This is a genomic window from Luteibacter sp. HA06, assembly GCF_054061215.1.
Genome location: NZ_JBSSDZ010000001.1, coordinates 3,527,104 through 3,549,921, shown reverse-complemented (window position 1 = coordinate 3,549,921; position 22,818 = coordinate 3,527,104). Strand labels below are relative to the sequence as shown.

Here is a 22,818-nt window from a genome sequence, read left to right as displayed (position 1 = left end):
GCACCCCGCGAGAGATAAGTCTTCAGCGGAGCCTGGCGCTCGCCGAGTATCCTATCAAATTCGAGTTTTATCAATGCAGACGGTAACTTCCCTCGACGGCGGCCAAGGTGTGCGCATCGTCGAAATCGGTCCCGAACGGGATGGCCAGCGCGTGGACAACGCCCTGATGACCATGCTCAAGGGAGTGCCGCGCAGCCTTGTCTACCGCATCCTGAGAACGGGCCAGGTCCGTATCAACGGCAAACGGGCCAAGCCGGACACGCGCCTCGCCCTCGGCGATATGTTGCGCATCCCGCCGGTTCGCGTAGCCGAACGTGAGGAGAACGAGGCTCCCTCGGGCATGGTGCGGTCGGTCGCGGACGCCGTGATCTTCGAAGACAAGCACTTCCTGGTGATCGACAAGCCGGTAGGCATTGCCGCCCATGGCGGCAGCGGCGTCAGCCACGGGGCGATCGAACTGCTGCGGGCCGCCCGGCCCAATGAGCACCTCGAGCTGGTGCATCGCCTCGACCGCGATACCAGCGGCGTGCTCGTCCTGGCGAAGTCCCGCTCGGGCCTGACAGGCCTGCAGGCGCTGATCCGGGAGAATACGGTCACCAAGCAGTACCTCTGCCTGATGACCGGTACGCCGCGCAAAGCCAAATTCGACGTCAATGCGCCGTTGCTGAAGTCCGTTATGCACGGGGGCGAGCGCCTGGTCCGGGTCGATGACGCGGGCAAGCCCTCGCTTACCTACTTCAAGGAACTGGAGCAGTATCCGAACGCCCGCCTCATGCAGGCGACCCTGGGTACCGGTCGCACCCACCAGATTCGTGTGCATGCCCAGTACGCCGGGCATCCGCTGGCGGGCGACCCGAAATACGGCGACGAAGCGGCGAACAAGCGGTTTCGTGCCATGGGGCTGAAGCGGATGTTCCTGCATGCCGCCCGGATGAGCTTCGACCTGGACGGCAAGAACTACGACTTTTCCTCGCCGTTGCCGGACGAACTCAAGGCGTTCCTCGACAAACTGGCCGGGTGAGCCGCCTCAGCCGGCAGAGCCTTTCAGCTGAGGAACCGGGCGCTCACTTCCAGTGAGCGCAGGATCCCGCCGGCCAGGCAGGCCTGGAGCAACAACGCACTGAAGGCATGGGCCAGCGCGACCGGGAGCAGGGCGCGGTGGTGCAGGTACCACCAGGCCCAGCCCAGCTCAGCCACGAAGCACAGCTGCATCAGCAGGCCGTTCGGCGTGTGCAGGAGGGCGAACGCCAGGGCGGCGAGGAGCACAGCGGCCGGCCGCGGTACCGCCCGGGCCAGGAGTGCGGCGACTACGGCGAGGATCAGCCACTGCTGGACGAATGCCCAGCCTATATAGAGGAGTGCACGGCCGGCCGTCGGCCACACGGGCGCATGGCCGGCCACCGCGACGATAGCGATGGTCACCGGCACGGCCAGCAGCGGCCAGCCTGCGACGCGCCATGCGCCGAGCCAGTGCCAGCGCGGCAGTCGGCGCCTGACCGCCAGCGAGACCGCGTAAGCCACGCCGATCAGGAACATGGCGACGCCTGGCGCCGCGGGTCGTGCCGACAGGCCGAGGCCGGCGATGAACCAGAGTGGCCCGGCAATGACGAGCAGTGCTTCGACCGGACCCGGGCGAGCCTGCGGGCTCGCACCCGAGGGGTCGGGCTTCATGGCCGCGCGGATCGCCGGCGCGATGACGAGCAGCAGGAGATAGAGCAGCGGGGCCGCCCAGGGTTGCCATGCGGGGGCCGGAGGCCGCGCAACGGTGTGGCCGAAGCTTGCCGTCGGCGAGGTGGCGAGGCGGGCGTCGCGCCAATCGAGCAGCCCCTCGGCCGTCGCGCCGTCGGGCAAGGCGGTGGGCGTCGGCGGTAGCCACGTGGGAAGCGGGGCCAGGGAGGCCTCGCGAAGCGTCAGGGTCTGGCCGGCGGGCAGGCGGGCCACGAGTCGGAGCATGGCGGCGCGGGTCGGCACGTTGACGGCGTGTCCGGACGCGTCAAGCCATCTAAGGTGGTCGAGGCGCACCGCGCGCGGCAGCGCATCGGGGGCCAGATCGCCGAGCTCGGCATGGACGACGGGGGCCTCCAGGGTCTGCCGCACGGCCAAGCCGTAGTGGCCCCCTGCCGAGGCCGAGGCATCCAGGCGCAGGATCGGCAATGCGTGCAGGTCAGAAGGTCGGCGCAATGGAAGGCCGATCTCCAGCGGCGAGCCGTCGGTCGCACGGACCTGTAGCCCTTCCTTTCCTGACTCCAGTCGGCCACCGCCGAAGGCGCGCCCGGCGACGACATCGCCGCTGTCACGCAGGTGCCAGCGCCAGGGCGACGATCCGGAGCCATACGCGGCGCGATCTTTCGCGCTGTCATGCTCGATCGCGCCGCGAACGATGCTGGCCGCGAGCCAGGGCAGGGCGAATACCAAGGCGAGCGCGAGCAGCACCGCCGCGATGGCGGTTCCGCGCCGTGGCAGCCAGGGCATCTCAGCGATCGAGGAGGGCCTCGACGCGTGCAGCGCAGATCACGTCGTTCAGGGACAGCCCGCCGACATCATGCGTGGACCAGAGCACCTGGCAGTGGCCGTAGCCGGCTTCGAGGTCCGGATGGTGGTCTTCCTGGTTGGCCATGAAGCCGACCGCGTTGATGAAGCCCAGGGTGTGGTGGAAGTCCTTGAACGGGAAGTCCTTGACGATCGCCTTGCCGTCCGCGGTGACCTTCCAGCCCGGCAGGGTCGCCAGGTGGCCGTCGACCGTGGCGCGATCGAGAGCATGCTCGGCGCCCTTGCGGGGCGTGCAGTGCTGGCTGGCGAGGGGAGAAAGGGTCATGGGAAAGGTCCGTTCGCTTAAAGCGCGAAGCGTCGGCGGTCGCGGTTGAATTGTCAAAAGGCGGCGTCCATTTCGAAACAGTACTAGAATGGTGCTATATCCGGCGCCCCCCACGCCGGAACCCAGTCCGGAGCCATCCATGATCGACATTTCGGAGCGCGCCCAGGCGCATTTCCAGCGCCTGCTCTCGCAGCAGGGCGACGATGACCTCGGCATTCGCGTGCGCGTGGTCAATGCCGGCACGCCGTCGGCGCAGTGCGAGCTCGAGTTCTGTTCCACCGCCGAGCTCACCGGCGACGAGTGGACCATCGAATGCACGGGCTTCAACCTTTATGTGGACGGTGAAAGCGCCCGCTGGCTTGACCCGGCCAATATCGACTACGAAACCACGGACACCGGCAGCCAGCTGAATATCCGTGCGCCGCGCATCAAGGGTGAGGCGCCGGGTGAAGGCGCCGGCCTGATCGAGCGCGTGCAGTTCGTGCTGGAGTCGGAGATCGCCCCGCAGATCGCCTCGCACGGCGGTCGCATTTCCCTGGTGGAAGTCGCGGCCGGCAATATCGTGGTGCTGCGCTTCGGCGGCGGCTGCCACGGCTGCGGCATGGTCGATGTGACCCTGAAGAACGGCGTGGAGAAGACCCTGCGTGAGCGTATCCCCGAAATTACCGAAGTCCGCGACGTCACCGACCATGAAACCGGTGAACAGCCGTATTTCGCCAAGGCGGCTGGCTGAAGCAAGGCACGCCTTGCCCTACAGAGCCTGGCGGATCTGTGCTGGCCGCTCTGTGCGCTGGCAGTTCTGTGTGGGAGCCGCTTCATCGGCGATAGCCAGGTTGTGGCAAGCACCCAATCGCCGCTGAAGCGGCTCCCACAGGTGAGGCTGCTCCCACAGGTGATGTGGCTCCCACAGGTGAAGCGGCTCCCACAGGTGAGGTGGCTCTCACAGGTGAAGTGGCTCCCACAGGTGCATCAGGCAAAGAAAAAGCCCGCGCGAGCGGGCTTTTTCGTGGTCAGGCCTGCAGCAAAAGCTCAGTCGCTGCCCTGGATGTGGTGCTCCAGCCCGTCGAGCTTCGTCGGCATGGTGGCGAAATACGCCGAGACATCCTCGATGTCCTCATCGGAAAGCGTGGCGGCGAAGCCTTTCATGACCAGGTTGCCGCGGCGGCCGTCCTTGTATTCATGCAGGGCCATCGCGAGGTAGTCGGCGTACTGGCCGGCCAGCCGGGGGTACTGCGGGTCGACGGCGTTGCCGTCCTGGCCGTGGCAGGCCACGCAGGTGGCGATCTTGGTCTTGCCGCGCGCGGGATCACCGGCGGCAAAGGTCTGGGTGGCGGTCAGCGCGAGCAGCGCGCCCATGGCGAGCAGGGAAAAACCACGGATCATCATTCGTCCTCGGCGGCTTACTTGGCGAGACTGGAGAGGTAGGCGGCAATGTCCGCGATTTCAGCGTCGGACATGCTTTGCGCCTGGATACCCATCGTCGGATGGGTGCGCTCGCCGCTCTTGTAAGCCTTGAGGGCGTTGACGATGTACAGCTCGTTCTGACCCGCGATGTGCGGCACGTGGTACTCGGGATAAGCGTTGGCATAGCCCGGCACGCCGTGGCAGCCGGCGCAGGTATAGACCAGTGTCTTTCCCTTGGCCTTGTCCCCTTCGGCGTGCGCAGCGGATGCGGCGCACAGTGCTACAGCGATCAGACCAACCAGTTGCAGACGCTTCATTAAGAGTTCCCTGGGTGCCGGGCGGGGCCGGGGTTGAAAAGCCGTCGAAGTATAGAGGCCTGTCGCGACGGCGGACAACTCAGGGGGAAATGAAGGTCAGATAAGGCTGCGGATGATATGGAAGCCGGCGATGTATTCGCCCGCGATCGTGCCGGCGCAAACCAGGAAGAAGTTGAGCAGGGTGCGCGCCACGCGGTTCTTCCACCAGCCCGTCCAATGGGTGATGTCGTCGCGCAGGTGCTCGAAGTCGACCACGCGCGGCTTGCGGATCCAGGCCTCGGCCATGGCGCTGATGGCGCCGGAGGGAATGCCCGGACGAAACGGCTTCAGGGGTCCGGCAATGAAGGCGGCCACGATCGACAGCGGATGACCGCCGGCGATGAGGGCGCCCAGGGCCGACAGGCCACCGGTCATCAGGATCCAGTTCTTCACCGCGTCGGCGCCCAGGCTGGGGCTGCGGTGGAAAGCGAAGCCGATGGCGACGAAGATCGCCAGCACCAAGCCGACGGCAACGAACTTCGGCCACTTCGCGGCGGGCGGTGTGACGGCGAGGTCATCCGCAATACCCTGGGCATCGCCGTGCTGGTGGGCCAGCTTCTCGCTCATGCCCTTGAGGTGGCCGGCGCCGATCACGACGAGCACCTTGCGCGTCGCTGCGTCGGTATCCATGCGCAAGCCGTTCTCGCGCAGGCGCGCGGCCATATACGTGTCGCGCTCGGCGATCAGTGCGTTGTAGAGCGGTGCCGAGTTGGTCGCGAATTCGCTGAAGGCGCTTTCGAGCAGGTCGGATTCCTTGAGCTTCTCGATGTCCGCCTCGGCGATCTCCTCGCGTTCGAACACGCTGCCGAGCATGCCGGCCATCAGGCCGAAACGCTGGAAAAAGCCGACGCTGCGCCAGGCGCGCTTGAGCGTCGTGCCAACTTCACGATCCACCAGCCACACGGGAACGTTGCGCGCGTCGGCGCCATCCATCGCGGCCTTCATCTCGGCGCCGGGCTCGATGCCGTACTGCGCGGCGAGGCGCTTCTGGAACGAGCCAAGCACCAGGCTTGCCGCGACCATGCCGGCCTTGCCCTGGCGGATCACCTGGAAGAGGTCGAGCTGCTTGAACGCTTCCGGATCACGGATGCCATGCGCACGGCTGGCGCAGAGCTCCACGGCCACGGCATCGAAATGCTCGGTCTCGAGCAGGGCTTCGACCGCATGCACGCTCGCACGGGAGACGTGAGCCGTGCCGAGGATGACGTAGTCCACGCCGTCGCGCCTCATGCGCTCGATCGGTTGGCCTTCCAGGGCGGCGGGGAGCGTTTCGTCGTGCTCGGCAGGGATCATGCGCTCGGAGTCCTTAAGAGGGGGGATCAGTCGCGGAAGCGCTTGGTCAGGTCGCCGTAGGCGTCGATGCGGCGATCGCGCAGGAACGGCCAGATGCGACGCACGTGCTCACTGCGTTCCATGTCGACATCGCAGATAAGCAGTTCACGCCCTTCAGCGGCCGCCTGGGCAATGAACTCGCCCTGCGGCCCGGCGACGAAGCTGGAGCCCCAGAACTGGATGCCGCTGCCGACGTTGGACGGGTCCGCTTCGTAGCCCGTGCGGTTGCACGAGAGCAGGGGCAGGCCGTTGGCTACGGCGTGACCACGCTGCACGGTGATCCATGCCTCGCGCTGGCGCGCCTTCTCGGCGTCGTCGTCGTTCGGATCCCAGCCGATGGCGGTGGGGTAGAACAGGATATCGGCGCCAGCGAGCGCCATCAGGCGCGCGGCTTCCGGATACCACTGGTCCCAGCACACCAGCACGCCGAGCTTGCCGACCGAGGTCTGGATCGGATCGAAACCAAGATCGCCCGGCGTGAAGTAGAACTTCTCGTAGAAGGCCGGATCGTCGGGAATGTGCATCTTGCGGTACTTGCCTGCGATCTCACGCGAGCGATCGAAGACGACGGCCGTGTTGTGATACAGGCCGGTGGCGCGCTTCTCGAAGATCGAGGCGATGACGACGAGCTTCAGCTCTTCGGCGAGCTTGCCGATGCGCTCGGTGCCCGGGCCGGGAATGGTCTCGGCAAGGTCGAACACGTCCACGCTTTCGCGTTGGCAGAAGTACGGGCCGTTATGCAGTTCCTGCAGCAGCACCAGTTCGGCGCCGGCCTTCGCGGCTTCGCGCAGGCCAGCTTCGATGGCATCCAGGTTGGCGTCGCGGCTGCCGCGGTCGGTTTCCTGGAGCAGGGCGACCTTGAGGGTCTTGCGGGTCATTTCGAGTGTTCCTCAGGGTTACTGGGCGATCGCGGCGGGCAGCTGCATGGTGATGCAATGCAGGCTGCCGTTCTGCCAGATCAACGGGCGGCACGGTACCTGGACGACTTCGCGGCCCGGATGAGCCGTGCCGATGATCCGCGCCGCTTCCGCGTCCTTCTCATCGCCATAGGCTGGTACGAGCACTGCGCCGTTGACGATCAGGTAGTTCGCGTAGGACGCCGCCAGGCGACGACCGTCGTCGAGGATCGGCTCGGCCCAGGGCAGCGGATGCAGCGGGTACGGCTTGCCTTCCGGTGAGCGCAGCGCGGCGAGTTCCGAGCCCATCTGGCCCAGTTCGGCGAAGTGCGGATCGTTCTGGTCGTCGCAAGCCTGGTACACGATGCCGCCGTCCTCGGAGAAGCGCGCCAGCGTGTCGATATGGGCGTCGGTGTCGTCGCCTTCAAGGTAACCGTGGTCCAGCCACAGCACGCGGTCGGCGTGCAGGGTGGTGGCCAGCGTCTCCGTCATCGTCTCGCGGGAGAGTTCCGGGTGGCGCTGGTTGAGGCACTTCCACGTGGTGAGGATGGTGCCGCGGCCGTCGCTCTCGATGCCGCCGCCTTCCAGCGCCCAGTCGATGCGCTTGTGCGGCAGACCCGAGAGTACGCCGCGCTCGAGCAGGCCGGAAATCAGCGCGTCGTCCTGCTCGGCGCCGAACTTGCCGCCCCAGCCGGTGAAGCGGTAATCGTTGAGCAGCACGCCGTCCGGGCTGGTCAGCGTGATCGGGCCGGAGTCGCGCAGCCAGGTGTCGTCGTAGGGCAGTTCGATGAAATGCACGCGAGAAAGGTCCGCGCCGGCTTCGGTGATCGCCAGGCGCGCGCGTTCGCGCAGCGCGGCGTCGGCCACGATGATGTGCAGCGGTTCGAAGCGGGTCACCGCGGCAGCCAGGGCCACGTAGGTCGTCTCGACCTCGGCAAGGCGGTCGGCCCAGTCGGTGTCCGCATGCGGCCAGGCAATCAGCACGCCGGCCTGCGGCTCCCATTCGGCGGGAAGTCGATAAGAAGTGCGGTCGGTCATGGCGGCGGGGAGGCAGCTGAGGGAAGCCGCCTATTGTAGGGCTTCCCGGTTACCGCTGCTTTAACGGGCAACCGCTTGCTGTGGGAGCCGATTCATCGGCGAAAGGGGTGCTCGCGGCAACCCGGCCCGCTGACGCGGGATCGCCGATGAATCGGCTCCCACAGGGAGCCGCCGCTACCTTGGAGGTTGCCGGGCTTTCTGTGGGAGCCGCTTCAGCGGCGATGGGCGCTAGCCGGTTATTTCGGCGCTTGCGGGTTGGTGTTGTTGCCGGCGGGCGTGTTCAGCACCGTGTGGACCACGTGGCTGCGCTCGAAATAGACGATGTAGCCCGGGTACATCCAGCGGTTGATGACCGGCTGCTTGGCGCTGCCGCCGCCGCGGGAGTCGAGCTTGGAGGTAGGCGCGCCGAACTGGCGTTCCACCTCGGCCATGCTCATGCCCTTCTTGGGCAGGCTCATGCCCTTTTCCTGCTGGACACGCTGCATAAGCAGGCTGTCGGCGTGGACCGAAGGCGCCACGGAGGCGGACACGATCGCCAGGGCGATCGCGGTGAAAACAGGCTTGAAGGTATTCATGATGGCTCCGTCGCGCTCCCCATGCGGCGCAAGACGCCGTTTTAACATGCCGCCACATCCCGCGCCATGGGCGGCGCGCGTCGGGCTTCACGGCTGTGTGCTGCGTCGCGTTTCGGCCCCGTGGGTGGGCAGGGCGGCTATCATGGGCAGTCGCTCATCGCAGTAACCCTATAAATGATCTCTTTTCGCAACCTCGCCCTGCGCCGGGGCAGCCGTACGCTGCTCTCGCAGATGGACCTCACTATCCAGAGCGGCTGGGCGCTCGGCGTCATCGGCCGGAACGGCTGTGGCAAGTCGACCCTGTTCGCCGCCCTGAAGGGCGAGCTCGAGCCGGAAGTCGGCGACCTCGACATGCCGACCAAGATCCGCCTGGCCTCGGTGGACCAGGAAACCCCGGCCTTGCCCGATCCGGCGATCGAGTACGTGCTCGGCGGCGACGTGGAAGTAGCCGCCGCGCTCAAGGCGGAAGCGGCAGCCTACGACGCGGAAGACTACGAAGCCGTCGCCGTGGCGAACATGCGCATCGAAGAGGTCAACGGCTACGACGCCCGTGCGCGTGCCGGCCGGCTCATGCACGGCCTCGGCTTCGCGCCGGAAACCCATGAGCGCCCCGTCGCCTCGTTCTCGGGCGGCTGGCGCGTGCGCCTGAACCTGGCCCGCGCGCTCATGGCGCCATCGGACCTGCTCCTGCTCGATGAGCCGACCAACCATCTCGATCTCGACGCCGTGCTCTGGCTCGAAGAATGGCTGCGTCGCTACCCGGGCACGCTGCTGATCATCTCGCACGATCGCGAATTCCTCGACGGCGTGATTTCGCACACGATGCACCTGCACGAAGGCAAGGCCAAGCTTTACACCGGCGATTACACCGCCTTCGAACGCCAGCGCGCGGAACACCTGCGCCAGCAGCAGATTGCCCACGTACGCGAACAGGCCGAGCGCGCCCACCTGCAGTCCTTCATCGAGCGCTTCAAGGCGAAGGCATCCAAGGCCAAGCAGGCGCAGTCGCGCATGAAGCGCCTGGAAAAGATGGCTGGTACCGAAGCGGTGCGTGCAGAACGTTCCTTCAGCTTCTCGTTCCCGACACCGGACCGGCTGCCGACCTCGATGCTGCAGCTCGATCACATCGACGCGGGCTACGGCGACCAGGTCATCCTGCACGACGTTGCCTTCGGCCTGGAGGCGGGCGACCGCATCGGCCTGCTCGGCCCGAACGGCGCCGGTAAGTCGACGATGGTGAAGTCCCTGGTCGGCGAGCTCGAACCGATGGTGGGCGAGCGCACGTTCCACAAGGACATGAAGATCGGCTACTTCGCCCAGCACACGGTCGAAAGTCTGCACGAAGGCTGGAGCGCATTCGACCACCTGCAGGAGAAAGCGCCTAACGCCGGTGCACAGGTGCTGCGCGACTACCTCGGCACATGGAATTTCCCGGCCGATCGCGTCTTCGAGCCGGTCGACAAATTCTCCGGTGGCGAGCGCGCACGTCTTGCCCTGGCGTTGATCGCCTGGGATAAGCCGAACCTGTTGCTGCTCGACGAGCCGACCAACCATCTCGACCTCGACATGCGCGAAGCGCTGGCTGATGCACTGGCCGACTTCGACGGCGCACTCGTGCTGGTCTCGCATGATCGCCATCTGCTCGGCATGGTCTGCGATGAGTTCTGGCGCGTGGCCGACGGCAAGGCCGAACCGTTCGACGGCGATCTGGACGATTACGCCAAGTGGCTGCGCACACGCGGGACCACGCGCAAGACAGCGGCCGTTGCGTCTGCGCCGCAGAACGCACCGGTGCAGGAGGCGGCGAAGGAAAAGCGCAAGCTCACCGCCGACGAACGCGAGAAGGAAAAGCCGCTGCGTGCGCGCGTGAAGAAGATTGAAACGCTGATCGCGACGATGGACAGCGAACTCACCAGCATCGAAAGCAAACTCGCTGACCCGGGCGTCTACGGTGGCAGCGCGTCGGACGTCGTGAAGCTTGGTCAGCGCCAGTCGGAACTTCGCGGCGAGAAAGAAGCGCTCGAGCTGGAATGGCTCGGGATACTGGAACAGATCGAGGTCTGAGCAATGAGTGCTGTCGTCAACGTCCTGCTGCCAAGTCGCGACAAGCTTCGCCATGTGCCTGCTTTTGCGGCATGGCTGGCGCGCGGTACGACATTGCCGGCGGCCTTGCCTGGCTACCTCGTGGCGCTGTCCGAGCAGTTCCGCTGGCCGAATGGACCGTTGCCGGCTGCCGCGCTGATTCGTCAGTCCGTGGCGGGTGATGCAGGCGACGCCTTGTGGCTTTCCGCGGATCCGGCCTGGGTACAACCGGAACTCAACGGGGCGCGGCTGCTTGCCTGCGGCAACCTCGGCCTCCGGCTCGAAGAATCGATGGCGCTGGTCCATGCGCTTGCCGAGACCTTCGAAGCGGAAGGCATGCAGCTCATGGTGGGCGACGCCCAGCATTGGCAGGTGCGCTTGCCGAAGTATGTCGAGGTGCCTTCGTTCCCTGAGCCTGAAGAGGCGCTGGGAGCGGATTTGTTCGAGCAGCTGCCCAAGGGCGACGAAGGGCGCCGCTGGCGTGCGCTGATCAACGAGGCACAGGTGGTGTTGCATAACCACCCGGTCAACGCGGCGCGTGTCGCGCGTGGCCTCCCACCGGTCAACAGCGTCTGGCTGTGGGGCGCCGGCGCGCTACCCGACTCGGTCGACTGCGGCCTCGGACGCATCTACAGCGACGATTTGCTGGCCTGGGCGCTGGGGCACCGTGCCAACGTCGACGTGCAACCGCGAAGCGCTTTTGTGGGAGCCGCTTTTGCAGGGGCCGCTTATGTGGGAGCCGCTTCAGCGGCGAAGGGGGCTCGCGGTAACCGGGCTATCGCCGATAAATCGGCTCCCACAAAAGCTAGTAACGAGGCGCCCTACAGTCTGCTGGACCTGCAGGACACCCAGCCCGCCGAGTTCGACCAAGTCTGGTGGCCCGCCATCGAAGCGCGCCTCGACGCCGGCACCGAGATTCGCCTCGCCTTCGCCGATGGCGTCCGCATGGTCCTGCGCAGGAGCCACCGCCTGCGCTTCTGGCGCAAGGCATGACCGCGCGGGTCTGGCGCCAGCGCCAGGTGGCTACAGCGCCTAGCGGCTGGCCGCCGCATATCCACCCGGTCGTTCAACGCCTTTACGCCGCACGCGGCGTGCCCACGCCGGATGGTGCGGAGCACCGCCTTGCGCGCATGCTGTCGCCGATGCTGCTCGGTGGCATGGATGCGGCCGTCGCGCTGCTGATGGAGGCCATCGCGAGCGACAAGCACATCGTCATCGCGGGCGACTACGACTGCGATGGCGCCACCGGTACAGCGGTCGCCGAACGTGGTCTGCGCATGCTCGGCGCGCGCCACGTGCGCCATGTGGTGCCGAATCGTTTCGTCCACGGCTACGGCCTGAGTGAAGCCCTCGTCGCATCCCTGGATCCGACGCCCGATCTGATCGTGACCGTCGACAACGGCGTGGCCAGCGTGGCGGGCGTAGCCGCTGCTCGTGCACGCGGTATCGCCGTGTTGATCACCGACCATCACCTGCCGGGCGACACCTTGCCCGACGCCAACGCCATGGTGAACCCGAACCTCGCCGGTGACGGATTCCCGAGTAAGGCGCTCGCCGGTGTTGGCGTCATGTTTTACCTGTTGCTCGCGCTTCGTGCTGCGATGCGTGATGCGGGGCACTTCGCCGGCGGCGAGCCCGATCTGAGCGCGCTGCTTGACCTCGTGGCACTCGGCACGGTCGCGGACCTGGTCGTACTGGACTTCAACAACCGCGTGCTGGTCGAAGCGGGGCTCAAACGCATGCGCGCCGGCAAGGCCTGCGCGGGTATCACGGCCCTGATCGAAGCAAGCGGACGCTCGCTCGCAACGGTCGGTGCAACCGATCTCGCTTTCGCAATCGGTCCTCGGCTCAACGCTGCAGGTCGACTTGAGGACATGTCGCTCGGCGTGGCGTGCCTGCTCACCGATGACAACGCGATCGCGCGCCGATATGCAGAACAACTCTCGGCGATCAACCAGGAGCGTCGCGAGATGCAGGCCGGTATGGTTGAAGAAGCTGAAACGATGGTTGTGCGGGCTGCACATGTCGAGTCGGTAGGCGTCGCGCTATTCGATGAAGGCTGGCATCCGGGCATCGTTGGACTGATCGCTTCCAAGCTCAAGGAGAAGCTGCATCGTCCCGTGATGGCTTTTGCGCCGGCTGGCGACGACAGCGACGAATTGCGCGGTTCGGCGCGTTCCATTCCCGGCTTCCATATTCGCGACGCACTGGCGGAAATCGATGCGAAGCATCCCGGGTTGATCCTTCGCTTCGGTGGGCACGCCATGGCCGCTGGCCTCAGCATGCAGGCCAGTAACTTTGATCGCTTCGCGGCGGCTTTCGATGCAACCGCGCGCCGCCATCTCGACGATGACCGTCTCCAGGCCCTCGTGCACACGGACGGCGAACTCGACTATCGCGATCACACGCTCGACCTTGCCAGGCAGATTCGCTACGCCGGTCCTTGGGGTCAGGGCTTTCCCCCGCCGATCTTCGAAGCGCGCTTCGAGTGTGCTTCGTGGAAACCGATGGGCAGTCGTCACCTGCGTCTGCAACTCCGCCACACGCAGGGCGGTGCGCTGCTCGATGCAGTGATGTTCAACTGTTATGACGGCACACCACCGCCGGATCGCATGCGCGTGGCGTATGAGCTGTCGGTCAATGACTGGCAGGGTAGGGAGAGCTTGCGGTTGTTGTTGACGCATATGGAGGCGGTGGGCTGATATCCGCCGGCTCAACCACTTGCCCGACAAACCTCGGGTAAAGCTGCCGCCCCGTCCACATCCGTGAGACGCCCCCGGCCTAACCTCGCCCCATGGCAATGGTTCACTGGGTCCAGATGGGGGAACGGCAGTACGCGATCCTGGAAGGGACCTCGCGGGCGTTCGCCCGGGTCAGCCCGCAGGACGGCCAGTGGGTGGTGCGCTGGCGCTACGGGCCCCGGCGGGGGCAGGGCGCCACCCTGAAGGGCGTCTCCCTGATGCAGCGCATGGTGATGCGCTGGGCGGAGCACAACGAGGCCCGGCTACGGACGTTGATCCCGGCGCCTAGCCGGAGCTACGAGCCTCCCTCGGAGCTTGAACGCTACTTCTACGACGCCATCTGGCCGGGCTACGTGCCAGCGGCCCGGTGCCCGCGACGGGCGGGGCGGGAGAACTACTGAGGACGGGCTGCCGACATGCCCCATTGACCTCGGCGCTTTCCTCCCACACATAGGGTGCAGTCCCTAACCTGTCTCCTTACGAGGTGGCGCCCCATGTCTCCCGACGGTTTTGTCCAGGCCATCCAGCACGCCGTGGTCCGCGACAACCTTGCGGTCTACAACGAGATGTTCCGAACCACCCCGGTGGATCGGGCGGTGGATCCCCTGTGGATTCGCGCGCTGACCATGTTCAATTCGCTCGACGACGAGGGCAAGGACACCCTCATCGAAGTGATCGCCAATGTCATGGTCGACACGACGGCCAACATCCTCGGCATCGTCGACGGTTGCTGTCCTGTGTCAGGCGTCGACGGCGACGTGACGCTTTCGGTTGGCGGCCAGGTTATCGGCGGCGAACTGCAGGAACTGTTCCTGGAGTTGAACGAAACCGGCTGACGCCCCGGCGCGACACTGGCACACTCGGCCTTCGCTCCATGCAAGGCTGCCCATGCGTTCCCATGCCCTCAAGGCGGTCGCGATCGCGCTGTTATCGGCGCTGTTCTTCACGCTGACCTATGTGCTGAATCGTGCCGTCGTCAGTGGCGGTGGCCATTGGCAGTGGGCGGTGATTCTTCGTTACCTGATCACCCTGCCGCTGCTGGCGGTGGTGTTGCCTTTTCAGGGCGGCCTCGGTGCGCTGCCGAGCGAGTTACGTACGCACGCGCGCCAGTGGCTGACGTGGAGCAGCGTGGGCTTCGTGTTGTTCGGCGTGCCGCTAACCTGGGCAGCGAGCAGCGGGCCTTCCTGGCTGGTTGCCGGCAGCTTCCAGACGACGGTGCTGGCCGGGCCCTTGCTTGCGCCCTTCATCTACCGCGACGAGCGAGCACGCTGGCATGTGGCTGCCTTGTCGATCGGTGTACTGATCGTTCTTGGCGTGATGTTGCTGCAGTTCGGACATTCGCAAGGGGCGCTGGATGCTTCGGCATGGCTGGCAGTCGGTGCGGTGGTCTTCGCGGCGTTCGCTTATCCGCTGGGTAACCGAATGGTCCTGCTGCATCTGGAGCGCACGGGCACGAAGTTGAGTGCGGTGCAGCGCGTGTTCGGTATGACGCTGGCGAGTTGGCCGGCGTGGCTTATCCTCGCGGGCGTTACGTGGCTTACCGTTGGCCCGCCATCATGGCGGGAAGCAGTTCTCGCCGGTGGGGTGGCGTTGTCGTCGGGCGTGATTGCCACCGTGCTGTTCTTCCACGCAACTGAAATGGTCGGGCGTCAGCCAACGGCCCTGGCCGGCGTGGAGGCGATGCAGGCGGCCGAGCTGCTATTCGCGACGGTTATTGGCGTGATCTTCCTGCACGAAGTCGTTCCCGGCACCACGGCAGCCATCGGCGCCGTGGCGATCATCGTTGGCATTGCCTTGTTTGCCTGGGTCAGTGGTAGGGAAGGCGCGCCTGACGCAGAAGATGTCGCGGCCGATCGGGGCGCTTGACGTCACCGCTACGCGCAAAGCGTAGGCTGCGAGGTGACTTCCGGAGATATCGCCATGAAATCGCTCACGCTTGCCTTGCTGCTCGGCCTCCCGCTGATGGCATCGGCACAGACGCCGCCGGGCGCACAGGGTCACGCTGCACCCACCCCGGAGCCGATGAAGCGGTTCGCCTGGCGTGATGAGGCGGCAGGCTACACATTCGTGGCGCCGCCCCGGTGGGCGGGCAAGGTGAAGGCCGTGCCGCTGGATTCGGCGGCGCTGGCGAAGTCGGGCGCGACCAGTGGGGTGCGCTTTGTTGCGGGGTCGAAGACCTTGCTGGTGTTGCTGTCGTCGGACGATGAGCGGGCGCATGCGATGGCGAGTTCAGGTGCGCGTGAGTTGTCGCGGCATGATGGGCATGTGGTGTCGCTGAAGGCGGAGACGGATTCGGGGGCGCTTGCGCTGACGGACGAGGAGTTGGGTTCGGCGGTTCAATGGGATGGGAGTGCTTCGGGTACTGCTGTGCGGTAAGGCGAGCACCCATTCGCCGATGAATCGGCTCCCACAAGAGCGCGCTCTGTGTGGGAGCCGATTCATCGGCGATTCGCGCGAAGCGCGACCCGTTCGATTGATACGTCTCGCATATAGAACCGGTCCCCCCGCTATCTCGATTCGACTCAATTCAGGTACTAGCCTATGCACATGGCTTATTCCCTGGAGGTTCCCGTGGACGGTTCATCGTCCGTCTCGCCGGCGGCTGTTGCAGACCGGCGCATTCGTCACGGTACGCCGGCTTTCCGACGTACCAACCTGGCACTGTTCTCGTCCGGCTTCGCCACGTTCGGTCTGCTGTATTGCGTGCAGCCCCTACTGCCTGCGTTTTCGCGCGCGTTCTCACTCGATGCTGCATCGAGCAGCCTGTCGCTTTCACTAACGACGGGCGTGCTCGCCGTATCGATGCTTTTCGCCGGGGCGATCTCGGACGTCTTCGGGCGCAAGCCGATCATGCTCGCGTCCTTGCTCGGGTCCTCGCTGCTCGTCTTGCTCAGCGCGATGGCGCCGACCTGGGGCAGCTTCCTCGTGTTGCGTGCTTTGCTGGGCATCACGCTGGCGGGGTTGCCCGCTGTCGCGATGACCTACGTGAGCGAAGAAATCCACGGCGACTCGTTGGGCTTCGCTATGGGGCTATACATCGGCGGTAACGCCATTGGCGGCATGGGCGGCCGATTGATCTCCGGCTTCGCCGCCGACCATGCGTCGTGGCGGGTTGCGGTAGCGATCATTGGCGCCCTCGGCCTGGTGGCTTCGGTGCTTGTTGCACGCGGTTTGCCCGCGTCCGTCCACTTTGAAAAGCGTCGCTCGCATCCACGCGCACTGCTTGCTTCGTTCGGGTCGCTCTGGCGTGACAAGGGATTGCCGTGGCTATTCGCCGAAGGCTTCCTGCTGATGGGCGCCTTCGTCACCATCTACAACTACGTGGCCTATCGCCTGCTGGCGGCACCGTTCTCGCTCTCGCAATCGCACGTCGGGGCCGTCTTCATGGTGTACGTGGTCGGTGTGGCGAGTTCGGCGTGGATGGGTAAGGTGGCCGACAAGCTAGGCCGTCCCCGCGTGTTATGGACCACGTTCGTCATGATGCTGGCTGGCGTTGCGCTGACTGCAAGCGCGTCGCTCTGGGCGATCGTGGCGGGCATCGCGCTGATCACCTTCGGCTTCTTCGGCGGGCACTCGATCGCCAGTGGTTGGGTGGGCAAGCGCGCGACATTCGCACGCGCGCATGCCTCGTCGTTCTATCTATTTTCGTACTACATGGGCTCGAGCATTGCCGGCTCGGTCGGTGGACTCGCCTGGACGTATGCAGGATGGAATGGCGTGGCGACCTATGTCGCGGCATTGGTGCTTGCAGGCTTCGCTATCGCGCTGAAGCTGCGCAGGCTCAGGCCTTTAGCATCAGTTGCATGAAAGCCTTCACCAGCGGCGATGTATCGCTAACGCGGTGCACGAGGTAGAGCGCGCTGGCGGCATCTGGCGAATCGATAGGTATGTAAGCGACGCCTTCGATATGCACCTGGCGCATCGATTCCGGCAACACCGCGACGCCGAGTCCCGCGGCGACGAGTCCGACCATCGTCGCCGACTCACTTGCTTCCTGTGCGACACGCGGCGCGAAGCCCGCCCGTCGACACATGGCCTGCACCTGGGCGGCGACGCCGGTGCCCGCATTCCGGCTGAAGACCACGAAGGGTTCCGTAGCCAGTTGCTCGATGCGTACGCGCGGCCGACGACCCTTCGCTAGCGGATGATCGGTGCGCAGCACGGCTACCAGCGGATCGTCGACCAGCTTGCGTGCCGTGAGCGCCGGTGGCAGGTCGGTGCCGCGAATCAGGCCGACCTGCTGACTGCCCTCGAGCAGTCGCTCGATCTGCTGCAGCGTGTTGTTTTCTTTCAATACGAGATGCACGGCGGGAAACGCTTCGCGAAAGGCGCGCACCGCCCGCGGAAACCGCGCGATGAGCGGGGTGCTCTGCGTAAAGCCGACATGCAGTTCGCCGGTTTCGCCGCGCTCGGCGCGCCGCGCGGTATCGCCGGCGATCTCCACGCGGGCGATGATGTCTTTGGCCGCCTCAAGGTAGACGCGCCCCGCATCGGTCAGCTCCACGCGCCGGTTGGTCCGGCGTAGCAGACGCAGTCCGAGCATGCTTTCGAGATCGCGAATCTGCTGGCTAAGCGGCGGCTGGGAAATGCCCAGCCGCTCGGCGGCGCGACTGAAGTGCAGCTCATCGGCTACGGCGATGAAGTAACGCAGGTGCCGTAGCTCGATGCTCATGGTGTCAGTCGGGGCGGACGCGGATCAGGCCTTCCTGCGCCGTGGAAGCGACCAGTCGCCCGTCACGGGTGTAGATCATGCCGCGTGCGAGACCACGCGCACCCTGGGACGTCGGGCTGTCGAACGAATACAGCAGCCACTCGTCAATGCGGAACGGACGGTGGAACCACAACGCGTGATCCAGGCTCGCCATCTGCATGTTACGGGTGAGGTAGGAAATGCCGTGGGGCAGGGTGGCCGTGCCGATCAGGTGGAAGTCCGAGGCATAGGCAAGCAGCGCTTGGTGCAGGGCCTGCGTGTCTTCGATCGGTGCGGTCAGACGGAACCAGATGTGCTGGTACGGCGGACGCTTCGCCGGTTTCAGCTCGTCGCGCGGCCACACATGGCGGAACTCGAAAGGGCCATTGATACCGAGCCAGCGCTGGGTCTTCTCCGGCAGCCTGGCGACCTGGTCCGCGTTCATCGCGTGCATCGGCTCGATGTCTTCGGGCGCCGGCACTTCGGGCATCGTCATCTGGTGCTCGTAGCCGGTCTCCGGCTGCTGGAACGAGATGGAACCGTTGAGGATGGGCTGGCCGTGCTGGATGGCGACCACGCGACGCGACGAGAACGCGCCGCCGTCGCGCGTGCGCTCCACGTTGTAGACGATCGGCGCGTTGATGTCGCCAGCGCGCAGGAAGTAAGCATGCAGCGAGTGCGCTTCACGCTTGGGATCCACGGTGCGCTGCGCCGCCGAGAGGGCCTGGCCGAGCACCTGGCCGCCGAAGACGAAGCGTGTGCCGATGTCCCGACTCTGGCCGCGGAAGAGGTTGTCCTCCAGGCGTTCGAGTTCGAGGAGTTCGACGAGTTCGCCGACGTGAGCGTCCGACATGGGGTTCCCTTCTGACCGTGGAGCGAATGAGCGCGAAGTATAGCGGGCGTCAGCCTTCGAGCCGGCCCAGTCGACCGGCGTCGTAAGCACGCACCCAGGGGAACTGTGGACCGGGGTCGCGTTTGCGCGGCACTTCGTTCTCGGGGTCGTCGCTGGACGGGACCATGGCGGTGTCGAGGTCTTCGTGCCCGGCAATGTGCTTCAGCGACGGGAACCGGCCGGTCAGGTGATCGAGAAGGGCACGGAGGGCGGTGATCTGCGCTTCCGGGTAGGGCTCGGTCATCGTCTGCTTCGCCGAATGGAACCAGTCCGGGTAGCGCCCGGTGTTGACCAGTTCGATACCGATGGAGCGTGGGTTGTAGCCGCGGGTGTGGTGGGCGACACGCAGCGGGTCCACGTAGCAGAGCACCGTGCCATCCCGATCCACGTAGTAATGGCCGCTGTTGCCGGCCCCCGAGTCGTACAACACCTTCTCCCCGTACTCCCGGGCCATGGCCAGGTCGGGCAGCTCGGTGCAGTGGATGACCACGAGGTCGATGGAGTCCGCGGCCCGTTCAGGCAGGCGGGCGACATAGGGCAGGGGGGTGTCGAGAATGTCGATCATGGCGCTTTGATAACATAGCCGGTCATTCCGCGTCCGGAGACCGCCATGCGCGGCCACATCATTCTTTCCCACGGTTCCGATTCGGGCCCCGATGCCACCAAGGTGAGCGTCCTGGCGGCCCTGGCCGAATCGCAGGGCTGGACCACGGCTCGGCCGGATTACCGTGAGGACGACGCGCACGGCCATGCCGGCAGCATCGACCCGCGCCTCGCCCGCCTGGCTGAGGCCATCAAGGCCTCGCCGACGCCGCCGTTGCTGGTCGGGTCGAGCATGGGCGCCTTCGTCTCGGGGCTGGCCTCGCTCGACGCCCCGGTGGCCGGCCTGTTCCTGCTGGCGCTGCCGACGGCGATCCCGGGCTATCCGAGGGCCTTCGCCGTACGTCCCGACGTCCCTTCTTTCCTCATTCATGGCTACGCGGACGATGTCTGCCCGCTGGATGAGGCGCTGGCTTTTGCCCGCGACCACGCCATTCCCGCCCTGCTCGTGCAGGACGACCACCGCCTAGGCGCCACCTTGCCCGACATCGAAGCCGAGTTCCTTCGCTTCCTGGGGAACCTCGCATGACCAAGTTCTTTGCTACCTGCCCGAAAGGCCTCGAATACCTGCTGAAGGACGAGCTGATCGCCATCGGCGCCGGCGACGTGCGCGAGGCCCTCGCGGGCGTCGCCTTCACCGGCACGATCGAAACGGCCTACCGCGCCTGCCTGTGGTCGCGCATGGCCAGCCGGGTCCTGCTGCCACTGGCGGAGTTCGACGCCGCCGATCCGGACCAGCTGTACGCGGGTATCCAGGACATCGACTGGTCCGAGCATCTCGCCCCGCACGGCACGCTGGCCGTGGACGCCAACACGGCGATGAGCAAGCTAACCCACAGCCAGTTCATCGCGCTGAAGACCAAGGACGCGATCGTCGATCAGTACCGGGCCGCGACGGGTTCGCGTCCGGACGTGGATCCGGAAGAGCCGGATCTCCGCGTCAACGTGCGTGTACGCCGCGACCGCGCCACGCTGTCGATCGATCTATCAGGCCTGCCGCTGCACCGCCGCAACTGGCGTGCGGAGCAGGGCGAGGCCCCGCTCAAGGAAAACCTGGCTGCCGCCATGCTGGTGCGCGCCCAGTGGCCGCGGATCTACGCCGAGGGCGGCGCGCTGGTCGATCCCATGTGCGGTTCGGGCACGCTGCTGATCGAGGGCGCGCTCATGGCCGCCGACGTGGCTCCCGGCCTGCGCCGCGACTACTACGGCTTCCTCGGCTGGGCCAAGCACGACTACGCGATGTGGCGCTCGATCTACGATGAAGCCAAGGCACGCGCCGACGAGGGCCTGCGAAACCTGCGCCCGGTGTTCTTCGGCAGCGATTCCGATCCGCACATGGTCCAGACCACCAAGCGCAACGCGCAGAATGCGGGCGTGGCCGGCTTCTTCCACCTGGACCGCCGCGATGCCGTCCATGTCGAGCCGCCGGCGGAGATCCCGCTCGGTCTGGTCATAACCAACCCGCCTTACGGCGAGCGTCTCGGCGACCGTGCCGAACTTCCGGCGCTCTATCGCGACCTCGGCCAGGCCCTGAAGGACCGCTTCCCGGGCTGGCGTGCCGCCGTGCTCGCCGGTGACGACGAACTCGGCCGTGCGCTCCGCCTCAGCCCGGACAAGCGCTACGCGCTGTTCAACGGCGCGCTGGAAACGCCGCTGCTCACCTTCGCCCTGCGTGCCCGCGACGAAGCCCCCCGCGAGGCCAAGCCGCTGTCCGACGGCGCGCAGATGCTGAAGAACCGGCTGGACAAGAATGTCCGCCACCTTCGCAAGCGCCTCAGTCGCGAGGGCATCACCTGCTGGCGCGCCTATGACCAGGACCTGCCGGAGTACGCGGCAGCCATCGACGTCTACGAAAACTGGCTGCACATTCAGGAATACAAGGCTCCGCTCGACGTACCGGTGGATGTCGCGCGCATCCGCATGCGTGAGATCGTCCGCGTGGCGAGCGAGGTGCTCGAGATCCCTCGCGACCGCATCGCCGTTAAGACACGTGAGCGTGGCAAGGGCGGCTCCAAGTACGGCCAGTTCGACCAGAAGGGCGAGTTCATCGAGGTCCACGAAGGTGGGCTGAAGTTCCTGATCAACCCAACCGACTACCTGGATACGGGACTTTTCATCGATCACCGCCTGGTGCGGGCCAAGATCCGGGAACTTGCCGCCGGCAAGCATTTCCTGAACCTGTTCGCCTACACGGGTACGGCCAGCGTGTACGCGGCAGCCGGCGACGCCCGCGACACCACCACGGTCGACCTCTCGGGTACCTACCTCGACTGGGCGTCGCGCAATCTGGACCTGAACGGCTATAACGGCGCGCGCCATCGCCTGGTCCAGGAAGACGCGCTGACGTTCCTCGAAAAGCGCTCCATGATGTACGGCCTGATCTATGTGGATCCGCCGACGTTCTCCAACTCCAAGAAGGCGGACGACTTCGACGTCCAGCGCGACCACGTGAAGCTGCTGCTGGCCTGCAACGAGCGCCTGCTGCCGGAATGGCGTGATTGTTTTTTCCAACAATTTTCGTCGTTTCCAGCTTGATAGGGCGGCCCTGGAACCCCATTTTCAGATTGAAGACTGGAGTGCACCGAGCATCCCGTTCGACTTCTCCCGGCGCCATAACATCCATGGCTGCTGGTTGCTTCGGAAGCCGTACGTGAACCCGTGGAAAACGTGAACGGGCGGTGGAAAAAACTTCAGTCCGGATTCAGTGGCCGAGCGCGAATCTGCGCTCAACACCCGGAGGTAATTGTCATGAAAGCTAAGTTCGCAAAGTCCGCCCTCCTGCTCGCCGCTGCGAGCCTGATCGCGTTCGCACCTGGCGCGTTCGCTCGTGGGTATGGCTACGGCGGTGGCTACCATGGCGGTTACGGCTACCACGGCGGTGGTTACTACGGCGGCCACGGCGGTTACTACGGCCGCGGTCACTACGACAACGCTGGTCGCTGGATCGCTGGTGCCATCGTTGCCGGTGCCGTCGTCGGCCTCGTCGCCAATGCCAGCCAGCCGCGCACGGTCGTCTACGACAACGGCCCGGGCTACTACAGCCGCCCGTCCACGGTCGTCTATCAGGACGCCCCGGTCGTGACCCGTCGCGTAACCACGACCACTTACGTGGACGATGGCTACAGCACCACGCGTTATGTGCGTGACGACGGTTATTGATCTGCGTTGAGCAGGTAAACGAGGAGCCCGGCTTATAGCCGGGCTTTTTTTTGGTTCTTCGCGGATTACCCGGGCGGCTCGCCGTCGGCCTCGCGGGCTCGGCTTCGCCATCGCTTTCTACACTTGGGCGTTTCGCAAGGAGACCTTGGTGTCCACCCTCGCTGCTCAGACAGTCCTCCGCGTTTCGTACCGGAAGGCCGCTACCGCGGCTCATGTACTTATTTGGCCTACGGCCGCT

Annotated in this window: 23 protein-coding genes and 1 pseudogene; 13 read left to right on the top strand and 11 right to left on the bottom strand. The window is 65.7% G+C overall.

Translation table 11 applies throughout. From position 1 onward, the window contains the following. Positions 1-73: 73 nt before the first annotated feature. Positions 74-1,021, top strand: coding sequence for an RluA family pseudouridine synthase (locus ACVWWJ_RS16325; RefSeq protein WP_159895902.1), 948 nt, complete (start codon positions 74-76; stop codon positions 1,019-1,021). A gap of 23 nt (positions 1,022-1,044) precedes the next feature. Here ACVWWJ_RS16325 and ACVWWJ_RS16320 read toward each other — a convergent pair whose 3' ends face one another. Together ACVWWJ_RS16320 and ACVWWJ_RS16315 are read right to left on the bottom strand one after the other, a co-directional pair. Beyond that, complete coding sequence (locus ACVWWJ_RS16320; RefSeq protein WP_456968714.1) at positions 1,045-2,472, bottom strand: CPBP family glutamic-type intramembrane protease; 1,428 nt, start codon at positions 2,470-2,472, stop codon at positions 1,045-1,047. Position 2,473: 1 nt separating this feature from the next. Then, a complete protein-coding gene (locus ACVWWJ_RS16315; protein WP_159895908.1) occupies positions 2,474-2,815 on the bottom strand; it encodes a 4a-hydroxytetrahydrobiopterin dehydratase in 342 nt (113 codons plus the stop codon). A 139-nt stretch (positions 2,816-2,954) separates the two neighbouring features. Between ACVWWJ_RS16315 and ACVWWJ_RS16310 the strand changes: the two genes are divergently transcribed. Continuing rightward, complete coding sequence (locus ACVWWJ_RS16310; RefSeq protein ID WP_159895898.1) at positions 2,955-3,548, top strand: NfuA family Fe-S biogenesis protein; 594 nt, start codon at positions 2,955-2,957, stop codon at positions 3,546-3,548. A gap of 296 nt (positions 3,549-3,844) precedes the next feature. Here ACVWWJ_RS16310 and ACVWWJ_RS16305 read toward each other — a convergent pair whose 3' ends face one another. The 6 genes from ACVWWJ_RS16305 to ACVWWJ_RS16280 form a co-directional block, all read right to left on the bottom strand. Continuing rightward, positions 3,845-4,201 carry a c-type cytochrome gene (locus ACVWWJ_RS16305; protein ID WP_200851929.1) on the bottom strand — a complete coding sequence of 119 codons (357 nt, stop codon included), beginning with the start codon at positions 4,199-4,201 and terminating at the stop codon, positions 3,845-3,847. A 14-nt stretch (positions 4,202-4,215) separates the two neighbouring features. After that, the gene (locus ACVWWJ_RS16300) at positions 4,216-4,536 is read right to left on the bottom strand and encodes a c-type cytochrome (RefSeq protein ID WP_159895896.1); all 321 of its coding nucleotides are present in this window, start codon (positions 4,534-4,536) and stop codon (positions 4,216-4,218) included. A gap of 96 nt (positions 4,537-4,632) precedes the next feature. Next, positions 4,633-5,868, bottom strand: a complete 1,236-nt coding sequence (locus ACVWWJ_RS16295) for a TraB/GumN family protein (RefSeq protein ID WP_456968713.1) — start codon at positions 5,866-5,868, stop codon at positions 4,633-4,635. Between the two features lie 26 nt (positions 5,869-5,894). Next, a complete protein-coding gene (locus ACVWWJ_RS16290) occupies positions 5,895-6,785 on the bottom strand; it encodes a carbon-nitrogen hydrolase (protein ID WP_456968712.1) in 891 nt (296 codons plus the stop codon). Between the two features lie 18 nt (positions 6,786-6,803). Beyond that, complete coding sequence (locus tag ACVWWJ_RS16285; protein WP_159895890.1) at positions 6,804-7,841, bottom strand: agmatine deiminase family protein; 1,038 nt, start codon at positions 7,839-7,841, stop codon at positions 6,804-6,806. A gap of 236 nt (positions 7,842-8,077) precedes the next feature. Beyond that, entirely contained in the window at positions 8,078-8,416 is a 339-nt protein-coding gene (locus ACVWWJ_RS16280; protein WP_159895888.1) for a hypothetical protein, read from the bottom strand. Between the two features lie 174 nt (positions 8,417-8,590). Here ACVWWJ_RS16280 and abc-f point away from each other — a divergent pair, with 174 nt between their 5' ends. From abc-f to ACVWWJ_RS16240, 8 genes are all read left to right on the top strand, one after another. Further along, positions 8,591-10,480: a ribosomal protection-like ABC-F family protein gene (gene abc-f, locus ACVWWJ_RS16275; RefSeq protein WP_456968711.1), complete on the top strand. Its 1,890-nt coding sequence runs from the start codon at positions 8,591-8,593 to the stop codon at positions 10,478-10,480. A 3-nt stretch (positions 10,481-10,483) separates the two neighbouring features. After that, positions 10,484-11,491 (top strand): phosphoglycerate mutase, encoded by a 1,008-nt coding sequence (locus tag ACVWWJ_RS16270; protein WP_456968710.1) that lies wholly within the window; start codon positions 10,484-10,486, stop codon positions 11,489-11,491. Beyond that, on the top strand, positions 11,488-13,200 hold the full coding sequence (gene recJ / locus ACVWWJ_RS16265) for a single-stranded-DNA-specific exonuclease RecJ (RefSeq protein ID WP_456968709.1): 1,713 nt from the start codon (positions 11,488-11,490) through the stop codon (positions 13,198-13,200). The genes ACVWWJ_RS16270 and recJ overlap by 4 nt, the downstream gene beginning before the upstream one ends. A 92-nt stretch (positions 13,201-13,292) precedes the next feature. Next, positions 13,293-13,640 carry a hypothetical protein gene (locus tag ACVWWJ_RS16260; RefSeq protein WP_159895876.1) on the top strand — a complete coding sequence of 116 codons (348 nt, stop codon included), beginning with the start codon at positions 13,293-13,295 and terminating at the stop codon, positions 13,638-13,640. A gap of 93 nt (positions 13,641-13,733) precedes the next feature. Beyond that, positions 13,734-14,075, top strand: a complete 342-nt coding sequence (locus ACVWWJ_RS16255; protein ID WP_159895875.1) for a hypothetical protein — start codon at positions 13,734-13,736, stop codon at positions 14,073-14,075. A 52-nt stretch (positions 14,076-14,127) separates the two neighbouring features. Further along, a complete protein-coding gene (locus ACVWWJ_RS16250) occupies positions 14,128-15,105 on the top strand; it encodes a multidrug resistance efflux transporter family protein (RefSeq protein WP_456968708.1) in 978 nt (325 codons plus the stop codon). Positions 15,106-15,159: 54 nt separating this feature from the next. Next, positions 15,160-15,615, top strand: coding sequence for a hypothetical protein (locus ACVWWJ_RS16245; protein WP_456968707.1), 456 nt, complete (start codon positions 15,160-15,162; stop codon positions 15,613-15,615). A gap of 171 nt (positions 15,616-15,786) precedes the next feature. Continuing rightward, positions 15,787-17,046 (top strand): MFS transporter, encoded by a 1,260-nt coding sequence (locus tag ACVWWJ_RS16240; protein WP_456968706.1) that lies wholly within the window; start codon positions 15,787-15,789, stop codon positions 17,044-17,046. Here ACVWWJ_RS16240 and ACVWWJ_RS16235 read toward each other — a convergent pair. Genes ACVWWJ_RS16235 through ACVWWJ_RS16225 form a run of 3 tightly spaced genes read right to left on the bottom strand, consistent with a single transcriptional unit; the run spans position 17,021 to position 19,386 of the window. Continuing rightward, positions 17,021-17,911, bottom strand: a complete 891-nt coding sequence (locus tag ACVWWJ_RS16235; protein ID WP_456968705.1) for a LysR substrate-binding domain-containing protein — start codon at positions 17,909-17,911, stop codon at positions 17,021-17,023. The two genes, ACVWWJ_RS16240 and ACVWWJ_RS16235, sit on opposite strands and share 26 nt — an antisense overlap. Before the next feature lie 4 nt (positions 17,912-17,915). Next, positions 17,916-18,782 (bottom strand): acyl-CoA thioesterase II, encoded by an 867-nt coding sequence (gene tesB, locus ACVWWJ_RS16230; RefSeq protein ID WP_159896813.1) that lies wholly within the window; start codon positions 18,780-18,782, stop codon positions 17,916-17,918. Between the two features lie 49 nt (positions 18,783-18,831). Then, positions 18,832-19,386: an N-acetylmuramoyl-L-alanine amidase gene (locus tag ACVWWJ_RS16225; RefSeq protein ID WP_159896811.1), complete on the bottom strand. Its 555-nt coding sequence runs from the start codon at positions 19,384-19,386 to the stop codon at positions 18,832-18,834. Positions 19,387-19,431: 45 nt separating this feature from the next. Here ACVWWJ_RS16225 and ACVWWJ_RS16220 point away from each other — a divergent pair, with 45 nt between their 5' ends. From ACVWWJ_RS16220 to ACVWWJ_RS16210, 3 genes and pseudogenes are all read left to right on the top strand, one after another. Beyond that, positions 19,432-19,950 carry an alpha/beta hydrolase gene (locus tag ACVWWJ_RS16220; RefSeq protein WP_456968704.1) on the top strand — a complete coding sequence of 173 codons (519 nt, stop codon included), beginning with the start codon at positions 19,432-19,434 and terminating at the stop codon, positions 19,948-19,950. Continuing rightward, positions 19,947-22,092 (top strand): annotated as a pseudogene (gene rlmKL, locus ACVWWJ_RS16215) (bifunctional 23S rRNA (guanine(2069)-N(7))-methyltransferase RlmK/23S rRNA (guanine(2445)-N(2))-methyltransferase RlmL). Before ACVWWJ_RS16220 ends, rlmKL begins: the two are co-directional and overlap by 4 nt. Positions 22,093-22,169: 77 nt before the next feature. Beyond that, positions 22,170-22,580: a hypothetical protein gene (locus tag ACVWWJ_RS16210; protein ID WP_456968703.1), complete on the top strand. Its 411-nt coding sequence runs from the start codon at positions 22,170-22,172 to the stop codon at positions 22,578-22,580. Positions 22,581-22,818: the final 238 nt, after the last annotated feature.

Bases quoted from the DNA above. Each gene is read 5' to 3' on its own strand.
- ACVWWJ_RS16325 (WP_159895902.1), top strand. From the start codon at position 74: ATGCAGACGGTAACTTCCCTCGACGGCGGCCAAGGTGTGCGCATCGTC.
- ACVWWJ_RS16320 (WP_456968714.1), bottom strand. From the start codon at position 2,472: ATGCCCTGGCTGCCACGGCGCGGAACCGCCATCGCGGCGGTGCTGCTC.
- ACVWWJ_RS16315 (WP_159895908.1), bottom strand. From the start codon at position 2,815: ATGACCCTTTCTCCCCTCGCCAGCCAGCACTGCACGCCCCGCAAGGGC.
- ACVWWJ_RS16310 (WP_159895898.1), top strand. From the start codon at position 2,955: ATGATCGACATTTCGGAGCGCGCCCAGGCGCATTTCCAGCGCCTGCTC.
- ACVWWJ_RS16305 (WP_200851929.1), bottom strand. From the start codon at position 4,201: ATGATGATCCGTGGTTTTTCCCTGCTCGCCATGGGCGCGCTGCTCGCG.
- ACVWWJ_RS16300 (WP_159895896.1), bottom strand. From the start codon at position 4,536: ATGAAGCGTCTGCAACTGGTTGGTCTGATCGCTGTAGCACTGTGCGCC.
- ACVWWJ_RS16295 (WP_456968713.1), bottom strand. From the start codon at position 5,868: ATGATCCCTGCCGAGCACGACGAAACGCTCCCCGCCGCCCTGGAAGGC.
- ACVWWJ_RS16290 (WP_456968712.1), bottom strand. From the start codon at position 6,785: ATGACCCGCAAGACCCTCAAGGTCGCCCTGCTCCAGGAAACCGACCGC.
- ACVWWJ_RS16285 (WP_159895890.1), bottom strand. From the start codon at position 7,841: ATGACCGACCGCACTTCTTATCGACTTCCCGCCGAATGGGAGCCGCAG.
- ACVWWJ_RS16280 (WP_159895888.1), bottom strand. From the start codon at position 8,416: ATGAATACCTTCAAGCCTGTTTTCACCGCGATCGCCCTGGCGATCGTG.
- abc-f (WP_456968711.1), top strand. From the start codon at position 8,591: ATGATCTCTTTTCGCAACCTCGCCCTGCGCCGGGGCAGCCGTACGCTG.
- ACVWWJ_RS16270 (WP_456968710.1), top strand. From the start codon at position 10,484: ATGAGTGCTGTCGTCAACGTCCTGCTGCCAAGTCGCGACAAGCTTCGC.
- recJ (WP_456968709.1), top strand. From the start codon at position 11,488: ATGACCGCGCGGGTCTGGCGCCAGCGCCAGGTGGCTACAGCGCCTAGC.
- ACVWWJ_RS16260 (WP_159895876.1), top strand. From the start codon at position 13,293: ATGGCAATGGTTCACTGGGTCCAGATGGGGGAACGGCAGTACGCGATC.
- ACVWWJ_RS16255 (WP_159895875.1), top strand. From the start codon at position 13,734: ATGTCTCCCGACGGTTTTGTCCAGGCCATCCAGCACGCCGTGGTCCGC.
- ACVWWJ_RS16250 (WP_456968708.1), top strand. From the start codon at position 14,128: ATGCGTTCCCATGCCCTCAAGGCGGTCGCGATCGCGCTGTTATCGGCG.
- ACVWWJ_RS16245 (WP_456968707.1), top strand. From the start codon at position 15,160: ATGAAATCGCTCACGCTTGCCTTGCTGCTCGGCCTCCCGCTGATGGCA.
- ACVWWJ_RS16240 (WP_456968706.1), top strand. From the start codon at position 15,787: ATGGCTTATTCCCTGGAGGTTCCCGTGGACGGTTCATCGTCCGTCTCG.
- ACVWWJ_RS16235 (WP_456968705.1), bottom strand. From the start codon at position 17,911: ATGAGCATCGAGCTACGGCACCTGCGTTACTTCATCGCCGTAGCCGAT.
- tesB (WP_159896813.1), bottom strand. From the start codon at position 18,782: ATGTCGGACGCTCACGTCGGCGAACTCGTCGAACTCCTCGAACTCGAA.
- ACVWWJ_RS16225 (WP_159896811.1), bottom strand. From the start codon at position 19,386: ATGATCGACATTCTCGACACCCCCCTGCCCTATGTCGCCCGCCTGCCT.
- ACVWWJ_RS16220 (WP_456968704.1), top strand. From the start codon at position 19,432: ATGCGCGGCCACATCATTCTTTCCCACGGTTCCGATTCGGGCCCCGAT.
- ACVWWJ_RS16210 (WP_456968703.1), top strand. From the start codon at position 22,170: ATGAAAGCTAAGTTCGCAAAGTCCGCCCTCCTGCTCGCCGCTGCGAGC.